The sequence below is a fragment of the Adlercreutzia sp. ZJ176 genome (assembly GCF_011038975.1).
GTDB lineage: Bacteria > Actinomycetota > Coriobacteriia > Coriobacteriales > Eggerthellaceae > CAAEEV01.
Genome location: NZ_JAAKEC010000023.1, coordinates 1 through 21,746, shown reverse-complemented (window position 1 = coordinate 21,746; position 21,746 = coordinate 1). Strand labels below are relative to the sequence as shown.

General features: G+C 68.3%; 20 protein-coding genes. 17 read left to right on the top strand and 3 right to left on the bottom strand.

Annotated features, from left to right (window positions below):
- Together nrfD and G7Y50_RS11040 are read left to right on the top strand one after the other, a co-directional pair.
- Positions 1–993: NrfD/PsrC family molybdoenzyme membrane anchor subunit (gene nrfD, locus G7Y50_RS11045; protein WP_165057071.1), on the top strand; the 993-nt coding region annotated here is incomplete at its 5' end.
- A 153-nt stretch (positions 994–1,146) separates the two neighbouring features.
- Positions 1,147–1,791, top strand: a complete 645-nt coding sequence (locus tag G7Y50_RS11040; protein WP_165056599.1) for a molecular chaperone — start codon at positions 1,147–1,149, stop codon at positions 1,789–1,791.
- A gap of 531 nt (positions 1,792–2,322) precedes the next feature.
- Here G7Y50_RS11040 and G7Y50_RS11035 read toward each other — a convergent pair.
- A complete protein-coding gene (locus G7Y50_RS11035; RefSeq protein ID WP_165056600.1) occupies positions 2,323–3,813 on the bottom strand; it encodes a PLP-dependent aminotransferase family protein in 1,491 nt (496 codons plus the stop codon).
- Positions 3,814–4,036: 223 nt separating this feature from the next.
- On the opposite strand from G7Y50_RS11035, the gene G7Y50_RS11030 reads away from it, so the two are divergent.
- From G7Y50_RS11030 to G7Y50_RS11000, 7 genes are all read left to right on the top strand, one after another.
- Positions 4,037–4,741, top strand: coding sequence for a 4Fe-4S dicluster domain-containing protein (locus G7Y50_RS11030; protein WP_165056601.1), 705 nt, complete (start codon positions 4,037–4,039; stop codon positions 4,739–4,741).
- An 86-nt stretch (positions 4,742–4,827) separates the two neighbouring features.
- Positions 4,828–7,368, top strand: a complete 2,541-nt coding sequence (locus tag G7Y50_RS11025; RefSeq protein ID WP_165056602.1) for a molybdopterin-dependent oxidoreductase — start codon at positions 4,828–4,830, stop codon at positions 7,366–7,368.
- A gap of 14 nt (positions 7,369–7,382) precedes the next feature.
- Positions 7,383–7,706 (top strand): hypothetical protein, encoded by a 324-nt coding sequence (locus G7Y50_RS11020; RefSeq protein WP_165056603.1) that lies wholly within the window; start codon positions 7,383–7,385, stop codon positions 7,704–7,706.
- A 79-nt stretch (positions 7,707–7,785) separates the two neighbouring features.
- Positions 7,786–8,112 (top strand): chaperone NapD, encoded by a 327-nt coding sequence (locus G7Y50_RS11015; RefSeq protein WP_165056604.1) that lies wholly within the window; start codon positions 7,786–7,788, stop codon positions 8,110–8,112.
- A 12-nt stretch (positions 8,113–8,124) separates the two neighbouring features.
- The gene (locus G7Y50_RS11010; RefSeq protein ID WP_241156625.1) at positions 8,125–9,063 is read left to right on the top strand and encodes a 4Fe-4S binding protein; all 939 of its coding nucleotides are present in this window, start codon (positions 8,125–8,127) and stop codon (positions 9,061–9,063) included.
- Positions 9,064–9,181: 118 nt separating this feature from the next.
- The gene (locus tag G7Y50_RS11005; RefSeq protein ID WP_165056605.1) at positions 9,182–10,429 is read left to right on the top strand and encodes an ammonia-forming cytochrome c nitrite reductase subunit c552; all 1,248 of its coding nucleotides are present in this window, start codon (positions 9,182–9,184) and stop codon (positions 10,427–10,429) included.
- 39 nt (positions 10,430–10,468) lie between these two features.
- Positions 10,469–11,167, top strand: coding sequence for a cytochrome c3 family protein (locus G7Y50_RS11000; protein WP_165056606.1), 699 nt, complete (start codon positions 10,469–10,471; stop codon positions 11,165–11,167).
- A gap of 266 nt (positions 11,168–11,433) precedes the next feature.
- Here G7Y50_RS11000 and G7Y50_RS10995 read toward each other — a convergent pair whose 3' ends face one another.
- Positions 11,434–12,414: a class I SAM-dependent methyltransferase gene (locus G7Y50_RS10995; protein ID WP_241156627.1), complete on the bottom strand. Its 981-nt coding sequence runs from the start codon at positions 12,412–12,414 to the stop codon at positions 11,434–11,436.
- Between the two features lie 315 nt (positions 12,415–12,729).
- Here G7Y50_RS10995 and G7Y50_RS10990 point away from each other — a divergent pair, with 315 nt between their 5' ends.
- The 7 genes from G7Y50_RS10990 (at position 12,730) to G7Y50_RS10960 (ending at position 18,893) form a co-directional block, all read left to right on the top strand.
- Entirely contained in the window at positions 12,730–13,401 is a 672-nt protein-coding gene (locus G7Y50_RS10990) for a cytochrome c maturation protein CcmE (RefSeq protein ID WP_165056607.1), read from the top strand.
- A gap of 3 nt (positions 13,402–13,404) precedes the next feature.
- Positions 13,405–15,744, top strand: coding sequence for a heme lyase CcmF/NrfE family subunit (locus G7Y50_RS10985; RefSeq protein WP_165056608.1), 2,340 nt, complete (start codon positions 13,405–13,407; stop codon positions 15,742–15,744).
- Between the two features lie 22 nt (positions 15,745–15,766).
- Positions 15,767–16,480: an ABC transporter ATP-binding protein gene (locus tag G7Y50_RS10980; protein WP_206214843.1), complete on the top strand. Its 714-nt coding sequence runs from the start codon at positions 15,767–15,769 to the stop codon at positions 16,478–16,480.
- Positions 16,481–17,290, top strand: coding sequence for a heme exporter protein CcmB (locus tag G7Y50_RS10975; protein WP_165056610.1), 810 nt, complete (start codon positions 16,481–16,483; stop codon positions 17,288–17,290).
- 48 nt (positions 17,291–17,338) lie between these two features.
- On the top strand, positions 17,339–18,100 hold the full coding sequence (gene ccsA / locus G7Y50_RS10970) for a cytochrome c biogenesis protein (RefSeq protein ID WP_241156628.1): 762 nt from the start codon (positions 17,339–17,341) through the stop codon (positions 18,098–18,100).
- Positions 18,101–18,294: 194 nt separating this feature from the next.
- Entirely contained in the window at positions 18,295–18,495 is a 201-nt protein-coding gene (locus G7Y50_RS10965) for a hypothetical protein (protein ID WP_165056612.1), read from the top strand.
- Entirely contained in the window at positions 18,492–18,893 is a 402-nt protein-coding gene (locus tag G7Y50_RS10960; RefSeq protein ID WP_165056613.1) for a YbaN family protein, read from the top strand. The genes G7Y50_RS10965 and G7Y50_RS10960 overlap by 4 nt, the downstream gene beginning before the upstream one ends.
- Before the next feature lie 582 nt (positions 18,894–19,475).
- Here G7Y50_RS10960 and G7Y50_RS10955 read toward each other — a convergent pair.
- Positions 19,476–20,501: an FAD:protein FMN transferase gene (locus G7Y50_RS10955; RefSeq protein WP_165056614.1), complete on the bottom strand. Its 1,026-nt coding sequence runs from the start codon at positions 20,499–20,501 to the stop codon at positions 19,476–19,478.
- A gap of 245 nt (positions 20,502–20,746) precedes the next feature.
- Here G7Y50_RS10955 and G7Y50_RS10950 point away from each other — a divergent pair, with 245 nt between their 5' ends.
- Entirely contained in the window at positions 20,747–21,562 is an 816-nt protein-coding gene (locus G7Y50_RS10950) for a UTP--glucose-1-phosphate uridylyltransferase (RefSeq protein ID WP_165056615.1), read from the top strand.
- Positions 21,563–21,746 lie beyond the last annotated feature (184 nt).

Genomic DNA, 21,746 nt, shown 5'->3' with positions numbered 1-21,746 from the left:
GTGTGGCGCATGCTGACGGGGCCCAACTTCGCGTCGCCTTTGCTGTGGGACATGGTCGTCATCACGGCCTACCTCGCCATCAACGTCCTCGACCTCGTCTGGATGCAGAGGGGCGACGAGGGGAGGGTCCGCAGGCTGTCCTACGTGGCGCTGCCGGTGGCCGTCCTCGTGCACAGCGTGACGGCGTGGATCTTCGGCCTGCAGATCGCGCGGGCCTGGTACACGGCCGTCATGGCGCCGATCTTCGTGGCCTCCGCGCTCGACTCCGGCCTCGCGCTGCTGCTGCTCGCGCTGCTGCTGCTCGACAGGGCGGGCATCTCCAGGCTCGAGCCCGGCCTCATGGCCTCGCTCGCCAAGCTGCTGGCCGCGTTCGTCGCCGTGGACGCGTTCCTCATCGCGTGCGAGGTGCTCACGATGGCCTACCCGGGGGCCGGCGAGGCGGCCGCCCTCTCCGAGATGCTCTCCGGCGCCACGGCCCCGTTCTTCTGGGCCGAGGTCGTGGGCGGCCTGCTCGTGCCGTTCGCCGTGCTCGCCGCGGCCGGGAACCGCGATAGGCGCGGCGCGGTGGCGTTCGCCAGCGCGCTCGTCGTGCTGGGCGTGGCGTGCAAGCGCGTGTGGCTGCTGTTCACGAGCTTTGTCCACCCCAACGTCTACGGCGGGCCCGGCGTCTCGTCCGGCACCCTCGCCGCGCAGCAGGACCCCGCGGCCATGTGGACGCTGCTCGGCTCCTACGCGCCGACCCCCGTCGAGGTCCTCGTGGTCGTCGGCGTCGTGTCGGTCGGCGCGCTCGTGTTCATGGTCCTGTCGAACAAGCTGGTCGCGGGCGGGGTCGCCCCGGCCGGCCGCTCCGCCGGGGCCAGCAGCGCCGCCGGGGCCGGACGTGCCGCCGGGGCCGACGGCTCCGCCGGGGCCGCCAGCTCCGGCGGAGCCGGGCGTTCTTCCGGGGCCGACAGCTCTGCCGTCGCCGTCGCCGGCGCCCCGGCCTCCGAGTAGCCCCTCCCGAGGGCGCGCCGGGGCCCCGCCCCGGCCGCGCCCCTTCCCCCTCCGGCCCCCGCGCCTCCCACCCTCCCTTGGCGCGGGGGCGCCTTCGGCGCGGCAAGCCGCCGGCTGACGAGCCGCGCCACCCCCTTCGAGAAAGGACTTGTGATGAACTTCGACTCCCAGACTTGGACGGAGCTCTCCCGTGCGTTCGCCTTCTTGGGAAACTCCCTGCTCGCTCCCATGAGCCAGACGGAGCGGCACGGCGTTGACCCTTCGTTTTGGCGGGCGTTCCCCGACTTCGGGGACGAGGAGGCGGCTGCTGCCATCTCGCGCTGCCTCGCCTACGCCGAGGAGAAGCGCGCGACCCTCGATGAGGACGACCTGATTCGGGAGATCTCGGTGGAGTACACGCACCTGTTCATCGGTCCGCCGCGTCCCAGCGCTGCGCCTTGGGAGACGTTCTACCGCAACGCCGACGTCTCCGTTGGGTTCGGCGAGGCCACGTTCGAGATGCAGCGCCTTCTGCGTGAGGCCGGCTTGAGGATCTCGAACGAGAACAACCAATATGCGGACCACATCGGCATCGAGCTGCTCTATCTCGCCACGCTCTGCGAGCGCGCTGCCAACGGCGATGGAGACAGCGCCGAGGCCAGCGCCGCCTTTGCGGCTGACCGCCCCCTTGCCTGGATCGGCGCGTTCCGCCAGCGCATCTGCGGCGAATGCGCCGACGGGTACTACCGAGGCGTCGTCGAGCTCGCAAGCGCGCTGCTGTCCCTGGCAGCCCGCGAATCCGCGGAGCTGTCGAAGTAAGGACGAGCCCCGACCCCACGGTTCGCATACCCCGGAAGGCTCTTGGGGCCCGAGCAACCGACAACGCCTCCTTTGCATCCACGGCTCGGGAAAGCTGGCTGGAAAACGCCCGTTGTCGGTGCTTCGGGCCCCAAAAACCACCGACAACGCGCATTCTCCAGCCACTTTTCTCAAAAAGCCACCGATAACGGCCTCGTTTCATCCAGAATCGCCTGAGGGGTGGATGGAAAAGCGCCGTTGTCGGTGACGCCGTCGGCTATCGGCGCGCGGAGACCAGCGCTTGAGCCGCCTCACGCAGCACGCCGTCGCTTTTTTGCCGCTTTGGGCAAACTTGAAAACGACCGACAGGTCATTTGAAAACAGATGATTGGCTGGTCAGAGCGCAGAGACAGGCGCTCGTTTTGAGCGGCTCTGCTGCCGTTGCCGCGGGAAGGGCAGCGCCTGGGCGTCCCGACTTCCAAGGCAGCGCTTGATCATTCCGGCCCCCAAGGGCAGCGCTTGGGCATCCCAGCTCCCCCCTCCTGCCGCTCCCTACCCGAACCACGCGTGCGCCAAGGCACGCACGCCGGGCTCGATGTCGTCCTCCTCGATGGCCGAGAAGCCCACGAGCACGCATCCGGGCAGCGCGTTCTCCTTGCGGATCCAGTACTGCTCGGTGCCGTATATCTGCACGCCGGCCTTGCGTGCGGCGGCGATGAGCTCGGGCTGCGTGCGCCCGTCGGGCACGTTCACCAGCAGGTGCAGCCCCGTGCCGTTCTCCATCACCTCCACCTTGTTCCCCATGTGCTCGCGCAGCGCGTCGATGAGAAGCTCGTACTTGCGGCGGTTGCGCGCCTGCAGGCGGCGCAGGTGACGGTCCCACAGCCCCGAGCTCAAGAAGCGCGCGAGCACCGCCTGGGAGAGCCACGGCACCGCCGAGTACGCGCCGGAGAACACCTCGCGCCAGCGCTCGAGCAGCTCGGGGGGAAGCACGAGGTAGTTCATGCGCAGCGCAGGCGAGAGCGACTTCGAGAACGTGCCCATGTAGATGACGCGCCTGCGCGTGTCAATGGACTGCAGGGGCGGCACGGGGCGGTCCTTGTAGCGGAAGTCGCGGCAGTAGTCGTCCTCCAGGATGTAGGCGTTGTGCTCGGCGGCCCAGTCGATCAGGCGCTCGCGCGTGTCAAGCGGCATGTGCTTGCAGGTGGGGAACTGGCTCGAGGGCGTCACGTAGATGAGGCGCGCGCCGCTTGCGTCCACGTCGGCCATGAACGCGTCAGGCGTCTCCATCACGCGGCAGGGGGCCACGGTGAAGTGGTTGCGCTCGATCACCGCGCGCACGCCGTCATAGCCCGGGTCGTCCATGGCCACTACGTCGGTGGTGCCGTCGAACAGCGTGAGCAGGTTCTGCACGCTCGACTGGGTGCCGCCTTGGACGACGATCTGCTCGGGCGTGCACTTGATCCCGCGCAGGGCGCACAGCCGCCAGGAGATCTCGGTGCGCAGCTCGTGCTCGCCGAGCGGGTCGGCGTAGACGTCGGCGCGCTCGCGCTCCACGCTCAGCAGGATGTCGTCGGTGATGGTTCGCCAGCTCGCGGCGGGAAACGTCCCCTTCTGCAGGTTGCCGTACGTGAAGTCGAACCGCGCGGGCGCATCGGCGGCCCTCGCGGCGCCTGCGCCTTGCGCGCTCCCCGCGGACGCGTCTGCCTTCGCAGCCGCCGCCGCAGCCGCCGCCTCGCGGCTGTCCAAGTGCTCTTGGAGGAGTCCTCCTGTCTGCGCATGCGACGAGGGCGGCGTGGCCTGCAGGAACGAGGCGTCCTGGACGGTGTAGCCCGAGCCGGGGCGGCTCTTCGCGAAGCCCTCCTGCACGAGCAGGCGGTAGGCGGCCTCGATGGTGTTGCGCGAGCATCCCAGGTCGCTCGCCAGGCCGCGGATCGAGGGGAGCTTCGAGTGTGCCGGGTAGGCGCCCGACTCGATGCCGGCGCGGAAGTCGTCGAATATCTGCTGGTAGAAAGGAATGCTGGACGTTTCATCGAGGTGCATGGGCGCTCCGTTTCTTCGTGCTTCGCGTTGCTCAACGGGAAGGCGCGCTTTCGCGTCCTCACAATCCCATCTTATACGAGCGCGGCCGCGTGGGGGATGGGATCGTTCACATAATCGACAGATCGTCCCCATAAGTTCGCGACTGAGCGTCCCTTTTCGCACGGCCGCGCGCGCACGTAAGCTAGTAAATTGAAGAAGAGGGCGAAGAGGAAGGGAGGCCCTGGTGAGCTTGAGAAGCGTCGTTGCCGCGTGCGCTGCGGGCGTGGTTGCCGCGAAGGCAGCGCTCGACGTCGCGCTCCCTGAGCCCGCCCTGCTGCACCCGCCGGGAGCGCAGCATGGCGGCAAGTTCGCCGCGCAGTGCGTGAAGTGCGGGAAGTGCATCGAGGCATGCCCGTACCAGGCGCTTCACGCCGCTCCGCTCGACGCAGGCGCGAAGGCGGGCACGCCCGTCATCGACGCGCGCGCCCAGGCATGCCGCCTGTGCGCCGACTTCCCCTGCGTGGCCGCGTGCCCCACCGGCGCGCTTGCGCCCGTCGCGGCGCGCGAGGACGTGCGCATGGGCACGGCCGTCATCAACCGGGATCTGTGCCTGTCGTACAAGGCCATGCGCTGCGAGGTGTGCTACCGCGCCTGCCCGCTCATCGACGAGGCCATCTACATCAACTACGGCGCCCGCGAGGGCGATTCCATCCACGCGGTGTTCGCGCCGGTGGTCGTGGAGGACAAGTGCGTGGGCTGCGGGCTGTGCGTGGAGCGCTGCGTGGTGGGTGAGCCCGAGTGCGCCATTCGCATCGAGCCCGCCACCCAGCGCAGGGCGCGCGAGCAGCAGGGCGCGCAAGCAGGCGGTGGGTCCGGGCAAGGCGCGCATGAGGGCGGCGGACCCGGGAAGGGCGCGCACGCGGGCGATGGGCCCGGGAAGGGCGCCTGACCGGGGCGCAGGGAAGTGAACGAGCCGGCGGGCCTGACGGGGCGCGCCGGTTAAGCTCGAGGAAGCTTAAGGAGAAGGAGGGTTTCATGGACATCACACGTCGTTCGTTCGTGAAAGCCACAGCGGTCGCCCTCGCGAGTGCGGCCGCTGCGGGAACGATGTCCGGCATGGTCGGCTGCTCGAGCGCAGGCTCGGGCGGCGCCGCGTCGGGCGAGACCACCAAGACCGTGGGGGTGTGCCGCTTCTGCGGCTGCGGCTGCGGCGTCATCGTGGAGGCCAAGGGCGGCAAGATCGTGTCGGTCACAGGAGACCCGGACAACCAGTCCAACAAGGGCCTCAACTGCGTGAAGGGCTACTACCTGGCCAGCGTGCTGTACGGCGCCGACCGCCTGACCACTCCGCTCATCCGCGACGACAAGTCCACCAAGGGCACCGACGGCGGCCTGCGCGAGGCCACCTGGGACGAGGCGCTCGACCTGGTGGCGGGCAAGATGCGCGAGACGTGGAAGGCCGACAAGAGCCGCCTGGCGTTCTGGGGCAGCGGCCAGCAGCCCATCGTCGAGGGCTACTGCACCGCCAAGTTCTGGAAGGCGGGCCTGCTCTCCAACAACATCGACCCCAACGCGCGCCTGTGCATGGCCAGCGCCGTGGTGGGCTTCATGAACGTCTTCCAGACCGACGAGCCGGCTGGCTGCTACGCCGACATCGACGAGACGGACACCTTCGTCACCTGGGGCGCCAACATGGCCGAGGCGCACCCGATGCTGTACTCGCGCGTGATGGCGCGCATGACCAACGGCAAGGGCGTCAAGCACTACGACCTCACCACGCTGTGGACGCGCACGTCCGCCAACGCCACCAAGGTCCTGGTGTTCAAGCCCGGAAGCGACCTGGCCATCGCCAACGCCATCGCGAACTACCTGGTCACGAACGACCTGTACGACCACGCGTTCGTCGCCGACCACCTGCAGTTCAAGCAGGGCACCGAGAACATCGGCAACGCCACCGAGGACACCTACGACGCCTCCGAGATCGGCAGCAAGGTGGACGCGGTCACGGGCATCACCTTCGAGGAGTACGCCGCGCGCCTCGCCCCCTACACGCTCGAGTACGCCGAGGAGCTCTCCGGCGTGCCCGCGGCCGACATCAAGGAGCTCGCCGACGAGTTCGCCGACAAGAGCCGCAGGATGCTGTCGCTGTGGACCATGGGCGTCAACCAGCACAACCGCGGCACGTGGATGAATCACTGCATCTACAACATCCACCTGCTCATGGGCCGCTACGCGCGCCCGGGCGACGGCGCGTTCTCGCTGACGGGCCAGCCCACCGCCTGCGGCACGGCCCGCGAGGTGGGCACGTTCTCGCACCGCCTGCCCGCCGACCTCCTGGTGGCGCAGGAGGCGCACCGCCGCTACACCGAGGCCATCTGGAACCTGCCGAACGGGTATCTGGACGCCATCAAGAAGCCGGGCTTCCACACCATCAAGATCTTCCGCGAGCTGTCGAAGGGCAACATCGACTTTCTGTGGAGCGCCCACAACAACTGGGCCGTCTCGCTGCCGAACCTCACGCGCTTTCTGGGGCGCGGCGACAAGAAGGGCGTCATGGACGCGTTCATCTGCGTGAGCGAGGTGTACCCGACGCTATCCACCCAGTACGCCGACGTGGTGCTGCCCGCGGCCATGTGGGTTGAGCGCGAGGGGCAGTTCGGCAACGCCGAGCGTCGCACCGCCGTGTTCGAGAAGGCCGCCATCGACCCACCGGGAGAGGCGAAGTGGGACCTGTGGATGCTCATGGAGATCGCGCACCGCGTGCTCGACGGCGAGCAGATCGGCGGCGAGGACGCCTTCGACGTGCTGTTCGGGGAGTGGTATGACAAGCAGGCCCGCGACTTCAAGGGGGACCAGCGCGAGATCAGCCGCTCCGTCTGGGAGGAGTACCGCACGTTCTCGAACCCGAGCCTGAACCCCGACGCGGAGGCCATCAACAAGGAAGCCAAGCTCAAGATGGAGAACAAGCAGCTGGCGCCCTACGACCTCTACATCGAGAACCACGGCCTCACCTGGCCGGTGCGCGAGGTCGACGGCCAGTGGCTGCCCACCAAGTGGCGCTTCTGCGACGGCAAGCAGGAAGACGGCTTCGACGAGTACGGCGTGGAGATGTACGGCAAGCACGACCTGGCGGGTGGCGTGAGCTTCTACAAGAGCGCCGGTGCGAAGCCCTCGGTGGTCTTCCGCCCGTGGGAGCCGCCGGCCGAGCTGCCTGACGCGGAGTACCCGTTCGTGTTCTGCACGGGGCGCCTGCTCGAGCATTGGCACACCGGCTCGATGTCACGCCGCGTGGCCGAGCTCGACCGCGCGCTGCCCGAGGCGCTGCTCGACATGAACCCCGACGACTGCGCCTCACTCGGCGTGTCCGACGGCGACATGGTGCGCCTGACCTCGCGCTTCGGCACCTGCGACATCAAGGTGTCCACGGCAGGGCGCACGCGCCCGCCGGCGGGCCTGGTGTTCGCTCCGTTCTTCGCCGAGGAGACGCTCATCAACCTCGTGGTGCAGGACACCTACTGCCCGCTCTCCAAGGAGCCGGACTACAAGAAGACCTGCGTGCGCATCGAGAAGATCTAGGGGAGGTGCGATTTATGAGAAAGATTGCGATGGCTCTTGCCACGGGCGCGCTCGTGATGTCGCTCGGCGTTCTGGGCGGTTGCGCGGGAGGCGCGACGCCTGCTGCGTCCTCGGCACCTGACGGTGCCCCCGACCCCATGCCCGCAAGCCATGCGGGCCGCTTCGAGGATTTGGGCGCGAACGGCTGCTACGGCTGCCACGGCGCGAGCGACAAGGCGAACCCCCTGCTGGCCACGGCGACGATCGTCCCCGAGGACCACTTCGCCCAGGGGACGTACGCGTCGATGGCGTTCGACCCCGTTCGCGAGCAGTGCAACACCTGCCACCCGCAGGGATAAGTTGGTTCCGTTCGCCCTGACGGGACGAACGGAACCGCTCGACCTGTGCGGCAAACCTCATTTCTGGAAGGAGTTTCTCTTGGTTATCTCGAGCTTGGTGGTGGAGACGCTGCCTGAGCGCACGGACGCGGTGGCGCGTGCGCTGGAGCACGTCGAGGGCGTCGAAGTGCATGAGGCGCAGGGCTGCAAGCTCGTGGTGACCGTCGAAGCTGACTCGTCCCGGGCATCGCATGCGGTGGCGAGCTCGTTCATCGGCATCGAGGGCGTGACGAACGTGAACCTGGTGTACGTGAACTTCGAGGACGAGACGCTCGGCGCCGACGGCGGGGCCGCAGACGCAACCATGGACGCCGCCGCCGCGGGCGCCGCGGGCGTCCCCGGCGCGGCTGACGAGGCGACTGGCTAAGGAAGATCGCTTTTGAGCAAGAAAGACAAACATACTACCCATTGGACGGTTGCGCGACGCGTGGTCCAGGTCGGCATGCTCGTGCTGTTCTGCCTGCCGCTGCTGGTGGCGGGATGGGGGCTGCTCGGGCAGATGGCCGACGGCGACGTCGCCGTCCCCACGCCGGCCGAGGGCCTCTTCTACGGCAGCCTGTCGTCGTCGAGCGTCGCCGGCGTGACCGTCCTCGACCCCTTCGCAGCGCTCCAGGTGATCGCCGCCTCGAAGTCCTTCGACGTGGCGTGGCTGGTCGGCGCGCTGCCCGTGCTCGTGGTCTACGGGCTCATCCGCGGGCGCGCGTTCTGCGGCTGGGTGTGCCCGGTGAACCTGCTGTGCGAGGCCGTCGACTGGCTGCGCGCCAAGCTGGGCCTGCGCGTGGCGGAGCGCGTGTTGCCGCGCCGCGCCAAGATCGGCGTGGCAGCAGGCGTGCTCGTGCTCTCGGCGCTCGTGAGCGTGCCGGTGTTCGAGCTGTTCTCGCCGATCTCCGCCATCAACAAGGGCATCCTGTTCGGCTCCGTCTCCGGCGTGCTCACGCTCGCGGCCATCGTCGTGGTCGAGTGCGTGTGGGGGCGCCGCGTGTGGTGCCGCGCCGTCTGCCCGCTCGGCGGCTTCTACGAGGTGCTCGGCCGCGTGGGCCTCGTCAACGTGAAGATCGACCACGCGAAGTGCGTTCACTGTGACGCGTGCGCGCACGCGTGCCTCGCCGACCCCGAGATACTCGCCCCCGCGCTCGCGGGCGACGACGTGATCGTGCGCGCCGGCGACTGCATGGCCTGCGGCTCCTGTGTGGACGCGTGCCCGACGGGCGCGCTCAAGCTGGGCGTCGGGCGGACGCGCGCCGCGGGCGCGCAAGCAAAAGGCAATACCTGTGACGCTGTCGGTGCAGAGGTGAAAGGAGGCGATGATTCCGCCTGATCGGGGGTGCGTTCGCAACGCCTGAACCGTCCTCGAAGATACGGCGCAACTGTCACTTCAGCGTTAGCTGTTCCATAGGTATTTTGAAGGTAAGTGAAAAAGAGGGGAGGAATACCAGATGAAAATCAAGAGCAAGAAAAAAGTGCTCGCTGGTACGTGCGTATGCGCGATCATGCTCGTCGCCGGGCTCGTCGCGTGCGCTCCTCAGTCGAACACCACTGGCTCCGCCGAGTCTCAGATCATGCCTGAGCAAGACTCGTTCGGCGTCGTTGGGGCCGATGAGTGGGCGGGGCTGTACCCCAACCAGTATGCGACCTACGAGGCGAACGAGGCCAACGGGCCCGAGTCGGGAAAGCACAACTATCTTGAGCTGTACCCGGCCCTGAACACCATGTACAAGGGCTATGCGTTCGCGCTGGGCTATGACGAGGCGTCGAGCCACGTGTACTCGCTCCAGAGCGTGGCCAACACGCCGCGCACCACGCAGAAGGAGCAGCTCGCGAACTGCATCACCTGCAAGACCCCGCAGTTCACCGCGCAGGTCAACGCCGAGGGTGACGGCGTCTACTCGAAGAAGTTCAACGACCTGATCGGCACCTTCACCGAGCCGATCAGCTGCTACAACTGCCACGAGAACGACCCGAAGGAGCTCACCGTCGCCAGCAAGTTCTTCACTGAGAAGTCCATGGGCAACGACGGCGCCAAGGTTCCCATGGCTGCCCAGGTGTGCGGCCAGTGCCACAACGAGTACTACTTCAACCCCGAGACCAAGGCGACCACGAACCCCTACAGCGGCCTGGCTGCCATGACGCCCGAGGCCATCCTGGCGTACTACGACGGCCTGGGCTTCAAGGACTGGGAGCACCCGCTCACCGGCGCCAAGATGCTCAAGGTGCAGCACCCCGAGTTCGAGACGGTCTACGGCGGCAAGCAGATGCACATGGCTCAGCTGGGCTACTCGTGCGCTGACTGCCACATGGGCACGAGCGTCGCCGAGGACGGCACCTCGTTCACCAACCACACGTGGGCAAGCCCGCTCGAGAACGCTGACCTGATGAAGAACACCTGCTCCACCTGCCATGAGGACCTCGCCGGCCAGGTGAAGGCGTGGCAGGCCGAGGAAGAGGAGCGCGTGACGGCCATCAGCGAGAAGATCGAGGACTACATCAACAAGCTGGCTGCTGCCAAGGACACGCTGTCGGCTGAGGATCTGGCCACGGCTCAGAACCTGCACCGCACGGCCCAGTTCTACTGGGACTTCGTGATGGTGGAGAACAGCGAGGGCGCGCACAACCCCGAGCTCACCTTCGCGACGCTTGACAAGGCCGAGGCCGCCGTTGACCAGGGACTCGCTCTCGTCTCGTAACGTGAGTGCATCTGCGAAGACAGAGAGGAGGCAAGGCCAATGAGCGAAGAGAAGGACATCAAGACCGGTGAGGCGGGTGCCGCCGCCAAGAAACCGAGCGAGAAGAAGCGCAAGCGCGCCATCACGCTGGGCGTCGTCGCTGCCGTGATCATCGTGGCAGGCGCGGGCTTCTGGGTATGGCACGAGCAGCCGAGCTTCTGCAACGCCATCTGCCATGCTCCGCAAGATCCGATCAACGAGACGTATGACGGCGTCTTGGGCGAGGCGGGCTTCGACAAGTGGGGGAACCCGGTTGAGGACATGGGCGACCTTCTGGTCGTGCAGCACAAGGAGGCAGCTGGCGCGACGTGCCTGAGCTGCCATGTGCCCACCATCGGCCAGCAGGTCACCGAGGGCATGCTGTGGGTCAGCGGGAACTACCAGTATCCGCTTAACGAGCGCTCGCTCACCGACTTGAACCACTACCTGCAGGCTGAGGACGAGTCGGCGTTCTGCATGAACGACAGCTGCCATAACATGGCGCGCGACGACCTGGCGCGCGCCACGGCGAGCTACGGCAAGCGCAACCCGCACGTGACCGAGGTGAAGCACACCGAGATGGAGTGCAGCGACTGCCACAAGTCGCATCGCCAGTCGGTCAACGCGTGCTCGCGCTGCCATGACGACGTGAAGATCCCCGACGGCTGGCTCTCCGCTGAGGAAGCGGCTGAGATCACGAGTGCGGGCTTCAGGTACTAGGCTTGTTTTTCCCGCATGCGCGGGAGACATGAGGCTGACATGTGAGTCGGCTTGAGAGGGAGGCGGGCCCCACGAGGGCTCGCCTCCCTCGCTTTCTAGGGTCGTGACCCTGCGCGGCGCGTGCTCGTCGCGCTCGTCGCGTCCTTGCTGCGCATCTCCGCGAGGCGTTCGCGCCCGCTCTCCGCAGGTTCGGCAAACGAATGTTACACGTGAAACATTCGTTTGCCTGCTGGCGTGCGGGGGCGGGTGCGAGGGGTGCGCGGGCGCTACTTGTCCCAGGCGAGGAAGGCCCAGGTGATGACGCGGGGCTCGCGCAGGCGCAGGGCGCCCTGCGCGACGCCGTGGCTGTCGGGCGCGCCGGCGTCCTCGTTCGCCACGAGCTGGTCGGCGAGCCAGGGGTGCAGGCGCGCGCAGGCTTCCTCCAGCTCGGCGGGCGTGGCGAGCACGGCGGCGGCGCGTACCATGGCGTCGTACTTCGCGCACGCCTCGTCGAGCGAGTCGAAGGTGTCGAGGCGCGTGCTTCTGATGTAGCTCACCTCGGCTTGGATGCCGCGGCTCGCCAGGATGTTGAACGCGTAGAGGTAGTCGTGCCCGGTGGCGCCGACGAGCCCCGCGGCCTCAAGCGCGCGCTCGTCGGTGCGCGGGGAGGAGCCGGTCGGGAGCGTGATGCACACGCGGCGGCGCGCCACGCGCGAAAGGCGCATGAGCGCGGCCTCCAGGTCGTCCACGGCGATGGAGCGCGACGCCAGGCACACGTCGACGGCGCCTTCGCCCACGCCGTGGGCGTCCCAGTCGTCCTCCCAGCTCATGAGCAGGGGCGTGACGCACGTGACGCCCTGCGCCGCGAGCGTGCGTCCAAGCACGTCGAGCATGCCGCGCGAGAAGTCGGCGGCGATCACGGGATGCCCCGCCGTCCCCAAGGGCACGGAGAGCGCGCCCGTGCCGCACCCCATGTCGAGCACGGACTCGCCGGGACGCAGGGCCGCGCGCTCCAGGAACTGCGCGGCGTAGGAGCTCGGCGCGTCCTTGCTCGAGAACGTGGCCGCCCGCCTGTCCCAGTAGGCCGCGTCGTCGGCATGCCGCCGCAGCTTCTGCAAGGCCCGCCACTCAGTTCCCCAGTCATGGGAGGGGATCAGCGAGCGCGCCGACGTGAGGCCGAGGTCAGCGCCAGCGCCGGGCATCGGGCCGGAGCCAGTGTCGGAAGCAAGCCTTGCGCTGGCTTCGGCGCCAAGTGATTCATCGCCCATGGAATCCTCCTTCGTTGAGTATGATTCGTCAAATTATACTAGATGGGGAATCATCGTGCGCGTCACGGCGCGTCAAATTACCCTGGATGAGAGGGGGTGGGCGGGGCGGATGTGGTAGCCTGCTTGCAAGACCTCTTGCAGGACCCCTTGCAGGGCCTCTTGCAGGACCCCCTGCAGGGTCCTTGCGGGCTGTCGTGCGGTATTCGGGGGAAACCGTCCCTTTATGCGGCGGCGCGCTTGGGGCAAAGTACTGCATGAGAAGATGTGCGCCCGCCTGTCCGGGTGCTTCGGACAGGATGCGGAAGGGGATGCCTCGTGAATGCGAAGATGAAGAAGCGCCTGATCGCTGTGACGGGCATTGTCGTGATCGTGCTCATCGTGCTTTTGACCGTGGTCGGCGGCGGCACGGCGGCCAAGACCGTGACGGTGGCCGAGGCCGTCGAGAGCACGCCTGCCGGGCAGAAGATCCAGGTGTCCGGCAACGTGGTGGAGAACTCGTTCGCCACGGAGAACGACGTGCTCACGTTCAAGATCTACGACCCCGCGGGCTCGCCTGCCACGCAGCTTCCGGTGCGCTACGAGGGCGCCGCGTCCTCCACGTTCGGCAATGACGTGACGGCCATCTGCACGGGCAAGATCGGCGACGACGGCGTGCTGGCGTGCTCGGAGCTCGTCACGAAGTGCCCCTCGAAGTACGAGAACGCCGACGCGGCCCTCTCGGTGGCGCGCATGCTCGAGTACGGCGACGAGATCACGGGCACCGTGGTGAAGGTGACCGGCACCGTGGGGGCGGGCAGCCTGCAGGCCGCGGGCCTCGGCGACCGCTTCACGTTGGTCGACGCCGACGGCGAGGCGGCGGGCACGGTGAGCGTGATATTCGAGGGCGCCCTGTCCGACGAGGTGACGGACGGCGCCACCGTGGTGCTCACGGGCTCGATGAACGAAGACGGCAAGTTCGCGGCGTCCGACGTCGCTCTGAAAGGGTAGCTTATGTCGATGATCGGTTTGATCGGCCTGCTCGTCGCGTTCGCAGGCTGCCTCATATCCCTGGCGTGCCTGGGCGTGGCGCACGTCCTGCACGCGCGCGGGAGCGTCGAGCGCTCCGATGCGTTCGCCTGGGGCGGCCGTCTGGCCGTGCTCATGTCGGCCGCGGCGCTCACGGTGTGCTGCGCCGTGCTCGTGTTCTGCTTCATGAGCGGCGACGTCTCGCTCGACTACGTGGTGCACAACCGCTCGGACGCCACGGGCGAGCTCGCGTGGCTGTTCAAGCTGTCGGGCTTGTGGGCGGGCCGCGCGGGCAGCCTGCTGTTCTGGGCGTGGCTCATCGCGATGTTCAGCTCGGTGGTGGTCTTCGCCACGCGCAAGGACACCCGCCCGCTCGACAACGGCGCAGTGGCCGTGGCGCAGCTCGTGCTCGTCGCGTTCGTGGGCGTGCTTCTGTTCTCGGAGGAGAACATGCCGTTCGCGGTGGTCGACCCGCGCTACCTCAACCCCGATGGGACGCTGACGAACGCCGCCTCGATGCTCGGCATGAACGCGCTTCTGGAGCATTGGGCGATGGCCATCCACCCGCCCACGCTGTTCATCGGCTACGCGGGCCTCACCATCCCGTTCGCCTACGCCATCGCGGCGCTCGTGGTGAACGACGACTCGCCCGCGTGGGTGGAGCGCTCCACGCCCTTCCTCATGTTCTCGTGGCTCCTTCTGGGCGTCGGCATCGGGCTCGGCGCCGTGTGGGCCTACGTGGTGCTCGGCTGGGGCGGCTACTGGGGCTGGGACCCGGTGGAGAACGCGAGCCTCCTGCCGTGGCTCGTGGGCGTCGCGCTCATCCACTCGTTCACCATCTACCGCCAGCGCGGCGCGTTCAAGCGCTGGAGCGTCATGTGCGCGTGCCTCGCGTTCTCGTTCGTGGTGCTCGGCACGTTCATCACGCGCTCGGGGCTCGTGCAGTCGGTGCACGCCTTCGAGGGCGATCCGGTGTCGCTCGTGCTGTTCCTCGCGCTGATCGTGCTGTCGCTGCTCGCGGGCGCGGTCGGGCTGCTCGTGCGCCGCGGGAGCTTCGGCGCTCTCACGGCGTCTGACGAGGACATCGAATCGCTGGCGTCGAAGGACGCGGCCTACTACGTGAACAACCTCATCATGGTGGTGTTCGCGTTCCTCCTCGCCTACATGACGCTCTCGAGCGCCCTGCCGGCGTTTCTGCCGTTCGGCGGGCAGGCGCTCTCCGCCGGCACGTACAACGCCGTCGCGCGCCCCTTGGGCATCGTGTACTGCGCGCTCATCGCGGTGTGCCCGCTTCTGGGCTGGCGCAGGACCGAGGGCAAGGCGTTCGCGAAGCGGGCGCTCGTGCCTGGCATCTGCGCGGTGGCGCTGTTCGCGGCGCTCATGGCGTATTTCCTCATGGTGCTCCTGCCGAGCTACGACGCCATCGTGGCGGCGGGCGGCCCGAGCGCCGCGGGCCTGCTCGAGCAGGGCCCGAGCTGGTACTACAACGGCCTGGCCGTGGTGGGCCTGGCGGTGGCGGCGTGTCTGTTCTTCAACGCGGCGTTCATGGTGGCGCGCGTGCTGCGCAGCGCGGTCAAGCGCGCCGGCGCGGCGGGCGCCGGCGCAGGCGGGTCGGTACGGCGCCTGCTTCCGACGCTCGGCGGCGGCATCGCGCATGCGGCCATGGCCGTCATACTGGTGGGCCTCATCGGCTCGTCGATGTACGTGACCGAGGTCACGGGGTACGTGCCCTACGACGAGGCGACCGACACGGCGTCCGAGCCGTTCAAGATCAAGGACTACGAGCTCTTCTACACCGGCAACGAGATCACGCCCTCCGAGAACGGCGACGACATCCTCTACACGCTGCACTACGACGTGCTGAAGGACGGCGCGTACGTGGGTAGCGTGTCGCCGGCCGTGCAGGTGGTCCAGTCCACGCGGCAGCAGAAGCTCGTGGCGAGCGTGATCAGCTTCCCGACGGAGGACCTGTTCGTGGTGTACCGCGGCGTGAACGTCAACGGCGACTTCTCCATGGACGTGCGCGTGAACCCGCTCGTTAGCTTCGTGTGGGTGGGCTTCGCGCTGCTCATGGCGGGCGCCGTGGTGGCGCTGCTCGGCAAGCGGAGGGCCCCGCTCGCCGGGGCTGACGGGTCTGAGTCCGTCGACGCCGAGCTGGCCGACGCTGCCGCGCCCGCGGGCGCCGAGTCGGCAGGCGCGGACGAGCCTGGCGCTGACGAACTTGGCGCTGCCGCTGAGCCCGCCGACGCGGACCCCGCCTCAGCCGGCCCGACTGCCGCGGATGCGGGGGAGGCCCTCGCCGGCGGCGATCGCGACATGAGGTAGGTTCAAGGGGGTGCAGGCAGGAATGGATGCGGCCATCGAGGTCAGGGGCCTCACCAAGCAGTTCGGGGGGCGCCGCGCCGTCGACGACGTGAGCTTCGAAGTGCCCCGCGGCGCGTTCCTCTCGGTGTTCGGGCCGAACGGCGCCGGCAAGACCACGCTTCTGCGCATGCTCGCCACGCTCACGCGCCCGAGCGCGGGCGATATCCGCATCGGCGGCGTCGACGCGAAGGAGGAGCCTGACGCCGTGCGCGCGTCGGTGGGCCTCATCTCGCACAGCGCCATGCTCTATCCCGACCTCACGGCCGAGGAGAACCTGCTGTTCTACGCGCGCCTCTACGGCGTGCCCGACCCCAAGCGCCGCGTGCTCGAGCTGCTCGACGCGGTGGGGCTGCGCCACCGCCGCCTCGACCGCGTGCGCACGTTCTCGCGCGGCATGACGCAGCGCGTGTCCATCGCGCGGGCGCTCGTGAACGACCCGGCCGTGGTGCTGCTCGACGAGCCGTACTCGGGCCTCGACCCGCATGCGGTGGAGATATTCGACGCGCTCATCGGCAGCGTGCGCGCCGAGCGCACGTTCGTCATGGTGAGCCACGACTTGGAGAAGGGCCGCGCGCTGGCCGACCACGTGATGGTGATGGCGCGCGGGCGCGTGGTGCGCTTCGCGCGCGCCGACGAGCTCGACGCCGAGGAGTTCCGCGCGCTGTACCGCTCCACGGTGGGAACGGGGGTGGCCTAGATGACGCGCTCTCAGAAGGCGCCCGACGTGCGCCCCACGGCCCATGGCCCTGCGCCCGCCCCGCGCCCCACGGCCCCCGCAGCCCAGGGTCCCGCGCCCGACGCGCGCCCGCAGCGCCCCTCCGGCTTCGCGCAGTACAAGACGCTGCTCGGCAAGGACCTGCGCCAGGAGTTCCGCACCAAGGAGATGCTCGTCTCCATGGGCATCTACGCGGTGCTGGTCATCGTGGTGTACGGCGTGGCGCTGTCGTTTGCCCGCCCGGGCGAGGAGTTCCTCGAGGTGTCGGGCGGCCTTCTGTGGGCGCTCGTCGTGTTCACCTCGCTTCTGGGGCTCGGGCGCTCGTTCGCGACGGAGAAGGAGAACGGCTGCATCGAGGGGCTGCTTCTGGCGCCGCTCGACCGCGGCGTGGTGTTTTTGGCGAAGGCCACCTCGAACCTCGTGTTTCTGCTGGTGGTCGAGGTGATCGCCGTGCCGCTGTTCTGGTTCTTCTTCTCGGGCTTCGCGCACCCCGGCGCCGCCGCGCCGCTCATGGTCGCGCCGCTCGTGGTGGGATCGGTCGGCATCGCGGGCGTGGGCACGCTGCTGTCCACCATCACGGCGAACACGCGCGGGAAAGACGTCATGCTGGCGCTTCTGTTCGTGCCGGTGATCTTCCCGCTGCTCTACGCGTGCGTGTCGGCCACCACGGCCGCGCTCGTGGGCGGCGACGCCTTGGCGGACGTGTTCGGGATGTCGCTGGCGCTCGCCGCTGGTTACGATGTGATCATGATCCTGGCGTCGTGGGTGCTGTATGATTTCGTGGTGAGCTAACCTGGTGATGCCTCGTTGGCGAGCCGCAAGGCGGAAAGGACGGAGAAGGTGACGAAGAAAACCACCAAGCTGCCCGAGACGGGGCAGTGGCCTGATCGCGTGGCGCCGGCGGTGCTCGTCGCAGGCGCGCTGCTCACGACGGCGGGCTTCCTCATGGCGTTTCTCGTGGTGCCCCCCGTGGGCGGCGCCACCGTGGGTGGCGCGGAGCTCATCGGCGGGTCGCTCATCGCGAACAAGCTGCTCATCTCGCAGAAGATATTCTTCTTCCACATGCCGGTCGCCATGGTGTCGTTCTGCGCGCTGGCGTTCGCCGCGTACTACTGCGTGTGGTTCCTCGTGACGCGCGAGCAGCGCTTCGACACCTGCGCGAAGATCGCCATGGAAATCTCGCTTTTGTTCGTGGTCATGACCATGATCACCGGCGAGATGTGGACGCGCTTCGAGTGGGGCGTGTGGTGGACGTGGGAGCCGCGGCTCACCACCTACCTCGTGCTCATGCTCATCGTGATCGCGTACCTGGTGCTGCGCAACATGATCGACGAGCCCGAGCGCCGCGCCACGTTCTCCGCGGTCATCGGCATCATCGCCTTCGTCGACGTGCCCATCTGCCTCATGGTCACGCGCCTGATCCCCTCGTCCATCCACCCCGTGGTGGTGCGCGAGGGCGGCATGAGCCCTGAGATGGGCCTGTGCGTGGGCGTCATCATGGCGGGCATGCTGTGCGTGGGCTTCGCGCTCTACCGCCTGCGCTTCCGCCAGGTGCGCCTCGAGCAGCGCGTGGAAGCAGCCAAGGAGCTGCTGGAGGACTAGGCCGGGCGCCGCGGCGGCGCGCGTCGGCCGGGCCGGATGTCGCGGCGGCGCGCACTGGCCGGGCCGGGTGTCGCGGCAGCTCTCACTGGCCGGGCTGGGCGTTGCGGCGGTGCGCCCGCGCTGACCCTGCCCGACGTTGCAGCAACCCTCGCCGGCTTTTCGGGAAGGCGAGCTTGTTATGAAAGGAGCACTTCATGAACCCCATTCTCGTTGAGATCTACAGCACCGTGATCCCGTCGGCCCCGTACCTCATCGCGGCGTACGCGCTTCTGTGGGTGGCGCTTCTGGCGTACGTGCTCATGATCATGCGCGGCACCAAGCGCGCCGAGGCTCAGATGCGCTTGCTTGAGGAGGCTGTGGCCGAGCAGGTTTCCCGCTCCCGATCCGAGCGATGAGGCGGCTGCTCTTCCTGGGCTGCGCGTGGGCGTGCTTCGCGCTCGGCGCCGTCGGCGTGTTCGTGCCCGTGCTGCCCACCACGCCGCTTCTGCTCTTGGCGACGTTCCTGTTCGCGAAGTCGTCGCCGCGCTGCCACGCGTGGGTCACGTCGACGAAGGTGTACCAGACCTACGTCGAGGCGTTTTTGGAGGCGGGCGGCATCCCCGCATCCACCAAGGTGCGCATCCTCACCGTGTCGTTCGCGGTGATGACGGCCAGCGCGATCCTGGTCCAGAAGCCGCTCGTGTGGGTGGTCCTCGCCGGCGTGGCGGTGTTTCTGCTCTACCTCATGGTCGTGCGCATCCCCACCGTCGGCCTCGAGGCCGTGCAGAAGGCGCGCGAAGCCGAGCCCGAGTAAGGGCCCCATGTCCTGAGCGGAGCCGCGTTCGCCCAGCCCCCCATGTCACTGATAATAGTTACGGGTCTCGCCCTTCTGCTTCATCCTGGGCGGAGTGCTGCGTCCCGTCCCTCATGTGCGCGGGGTGGCGCCCCCTCCACGCTCTTTTCCCCATGTCATCCTGAGCGAGCGAAGCGAGTCGAAGGATCTGGCCCCGGGTACGTCGCGCCTGCATGCGCAACCCACGCGCGGCCGGATCCTTCTACTCCGCGCCCTCCGGGCACTCCGCTCAGGATGACACGGGGGGGGTACGGGCAAGACGCCACTTTGCCCCTTCGACCTCTTCCTCCTTCCCCGCGTCTGATGTTCGTGTCCCTTGCTCGCGACCAGATCCTTCGACTCCGCGCCCTGCGGGCACTCCGCTCAGGATGACATGGGGGGCAACTTAGGCGGGCACTCCGCTCAGGATGACATGGGGGGGCGGCCTAGACAGGCTCTGCTCGGTGACATGGGGGATGTGGCGCTCGCATGGGGAATGTGGCACTCGCATGGGGGATGCAGCGCTCGCATGGGGGATGTGGTGCTTGCGCTCGCGCGCCGTCCTTAGTACAGCGCGGTGATGCGGCCGTCCTCGGTTGCGAAGAGGACCTGGAGGATCTCGGGGCAGCGGCGAGCGAGCGCGCTGCCGCGCTTGGTCCCCAGGGCCAAAAGCGTGGTAGAGAACCCCTCGGCGTCGATGGACTTCTCGGCTATCACGGTGGCGCTCGCGGCGTCGGTGCGCACCGGCATGCCGGTGCGCGGGCTGAGGATGTGGTGGCAGAGCATGCCGTCGGGTGCGGTGAAGCAGCGCTCGTAGGTGCCGCTCGTGACCGCGCTACCCGAGGCGAGCGGCACGGCGCCGACCAGGCGACGCGGGTCGCGCGGGTCGCGGACGCCGATCTTCCACGGCGCGCCGCCGGGCTTGCTGCCGCGCACCACCACGTTGCCGCCCAGGTTGATGATGTAGCCGGAGAGCTTGTGCGCCCCCATGAGCTCGTCGAGCTCGTCGGCGATCCACCCCTTCGCGATGCCGCCCGCGTCCACGGCGGCCGCCTCGTCGGTCAGCTGGGCGAAGCGGCGCGCGGGCTCTCCGGGCTCTTTGGGCTCCTCGGTCAGCACGAGCTTCTCCCAGCCCACGTGCGCCGCGGCCTGCGCGAGCACGCGGGCGTCGGGTGCGATGCCCGCGCGGAAGTCCCACAGCCGCACGAGCGGCCCCACCGTGACGTCGAAGGCGCCCTCGCTCCTCGCGCAGTAGTGAAGCGCGCGCGTGAGCAGGTCGAACGTGCGCGGGTCGATGCGCACGCGCGCTCCGCGCGCGGCGTTTACGCGTGCGATGTCGGAGTGGGGGAGCGTGCGGGAGAACAGCCGCTCGTAGGCGCGGCACGCCGCGACGGCCTTGGTGAACGCGGCGCGGCAGGCGGGTTCTTTGCCGTAGGCGGACAGCGTGGCGGCGGTGTTGAACGCGAAGAACCTTGCCGTCATGAGGCCGGCCTCGTCAGGGTCGCTGACGCGAACCTCCTCCTCGCGGGGGATGGGGTCGAGCGCGCGGCTTGCCGCGTCGGCGGGGCGGGTGTGGGCGGAGGCTTCCATGCCCGCCAGTGTAGCATGCGCGGGGCGGTGGGACGGCGGGGAGCGTGGCTGGCGGGCATGGCCCGATTGCCGCGTTGGGGAAGCTGGATGCGACGCTCGAGTCGCCGCGGGACGCGAAGGCTGTTTCTCCGCCTCATGCTTCACCGCCTCGCCTTCGCCCCTCGGGCTTCATGGCGTATAATGGCGCTAGTTCTGCCGTGCGCCGCCTCGGCATGCGAGGCCTCGGCATGTGAGATAGGAGACACATGAAGGCACTGATTCCCGCCGCGGGTCTGGGCACCCGCTTCCTGCCGGCCACGAAGGCCCAGCCCAAGGAGATGCTGCTCGTCGTCGACCGCCCGGCCATCCAGTACGTGGTCGAGGAGGGCCTGGCCTCAGCCGCCGACGAGGTGGTCATCATCAACTCACACGAGAAGAAGGCCATCGAGGAGCACTTCAGCCCCAACCCCGAGCTCGTGGCGCTGCTGCGCGAGCGCGGCAAGGGCGCCTACGCCGACATGGTGGAGTACGTGGGCAACCTGAACGTGAGCTACGTGTACCAGGAGGAGGCGCTGGGCCTGGGGCACGCGGTGCGCTGCGCGGCCGAGAAGACGGGCGACGAGCCGTTCTACGTGCTCTTGGGCGACGTGCTCGTGCCGAACAACAAGATGCTGCCCGCCATGCAGGCCGTCTCCGACGCGCACGGCGGCGCGAGCGTGATCGCCGTCATGCCCGTGCCCGACGAGGAGGTGGGCCGCTTCGGCGTGATCGCCGGCGAGGCCGTGGCCGACGACGTGTGGAAGGTCGAGTCGCTGGTCGAGAAGCCCGCGCTTGCCGACGCGCCGAGCAACCTGGCCGTGTTCGGCCGCTACCTCCTGAGCCCGCGCGTGATGGAGCTTCTGGCTGATGTCGAGCCCGGCGTGGGCGGCGAGATCCAACTCACCGACGCGCTCGACGCCGTGCTCAAGGAAGAGGAGATGTACGCGCTCATCATCGACCCGGCCGACGGCTTCGACACCGGCACCGTGGAGAGCTGGCTCGAGACGAACAACATCCTCTGGAAGCAGAAACAGGGTCGCTAGCCTCACGGCTGCGCGAACTCCCTCTCGCGCCATCCTGAGCAGGCAAGCCCTCTTATGGGCATATAGGCAGAAAAGTGTGTAAAGGAAATCATTCGACACCGTAAGGATATGGGGTCGAACGATGGAATTCAGACCACACTAGCCCCTCTCCCCAACGAGCGGGCGCCCCGGTGTCGTCGCCCTG

What these genes read in the sequence shown, in the direction of transcription:
- G7Y50_RS10980 (WP_206214843.1), top strand. Translation starts at nt 15,767, where the DNA reads ATGGATGCGGCCATCGAGGTCAGGGGCCTCACCAAGCAGTTCGGGGGG.
- G7Y50_RS10960 (WP_165056613.1), top strand. Translation starts at nt 18,492, where the DNA reads ATGAGGCGGCTGCTCTTCCTGGGCTGCGCGTGGGCGTGCTTCGCGCTC.
- G7Y50_RS11020 (WP_165056603.1), top strand. Translation starts at nt 7,383, where the DNA reads ATGAGAAAGATTGCGATGGCTCTTGCCACGGGCGCGCTCGTGATGTCG.
- G7Y50_RS11035 (WP_165056600.1), bottom strand. Translation starts at nt 3,813, where the DNA reads ATGCACCTCGATGAAACGTCCAGCATTCCTTTCTACCAGCAGATATTC.
- G7Y50_RS10985 (WP_165056608.1), top strand. Translation starts at nt 13,405, where the DNA reads ATGTCGATGATCGGTTTGATCGGCCTGCTCGTCGCGTTCGCAGGCTGC.
- G7Y50_RS11025 (WP_165056602.1), top strand. Translation starts at nt 4,828, where the DNA reads ATGGACATCACACGTCGTTCGTTCGTGAAAGCCACAGCGGTCGCCCTC.
- G7Y50_RS11005 (WP_165056605.1), top strand. Translation starts at nt 9,182, where the DNA reads ATGAAAATCAAGAGCAAGAAAAAAGTGCTCGCTGGTACGTGCGTATGC.
- G7Y50_RS10975 (WP_165056610.1), top strand. Translation starts at nt 16,481, where the DNA reads ATGACGCGCTCTCAGAAGGCGCCCGACGTGCGCCCCACGGCCCATGGC.
- G7Y50_RS10950 (WP_165056615.1), top strand. Translation starts at nt 20,747, where the DNA reads ATGAAGGCACTGATTCCCGCCGCGGGTCTGGGCACCCGCTTCCTGCCG.
- G7Y50_RS10955 (WP_165056614.1), bottom strand. Translation starts at nt 20,501, where the DNA reads ATGGAAGCCTCCGCCCACACCCGCCCCGCCGACGCGGCAAGCCGCGCG.
- G7Y50_RS10965 (WP_165056612.1), top strand. Translation starts at nt 18,295, where the DNA reads ATGAACCCCATTCTCGTTGAGATCTACAGCACCGTGATCCCGTCGGCC.
- G7Y50_RS11040 (WP_165056599.1), top strand. Translation starts at nt 1,147, where the DNA reads ATGAACTTCGACTCCCAGACTTGGACGGAGCTCTCCCGTGCGTTCGCC.
- G7Y50_RS11000 (WP_165056606.1), top strand. Translation starts at nt 10,469, where the DNA reads ATGAGCGAAGAGAAGGACATCAAGACCGGTGAGGCGGGTGCCGCCGCC.
- G7Y50_RS10995 (WP_241156627.1), bottom strand. Translation starts at nt 12,414, where the DNA reads ATGGGCGATGAATCACTTGGCGCCGAAGCCAGCGCAAGGCTTGCTTCC.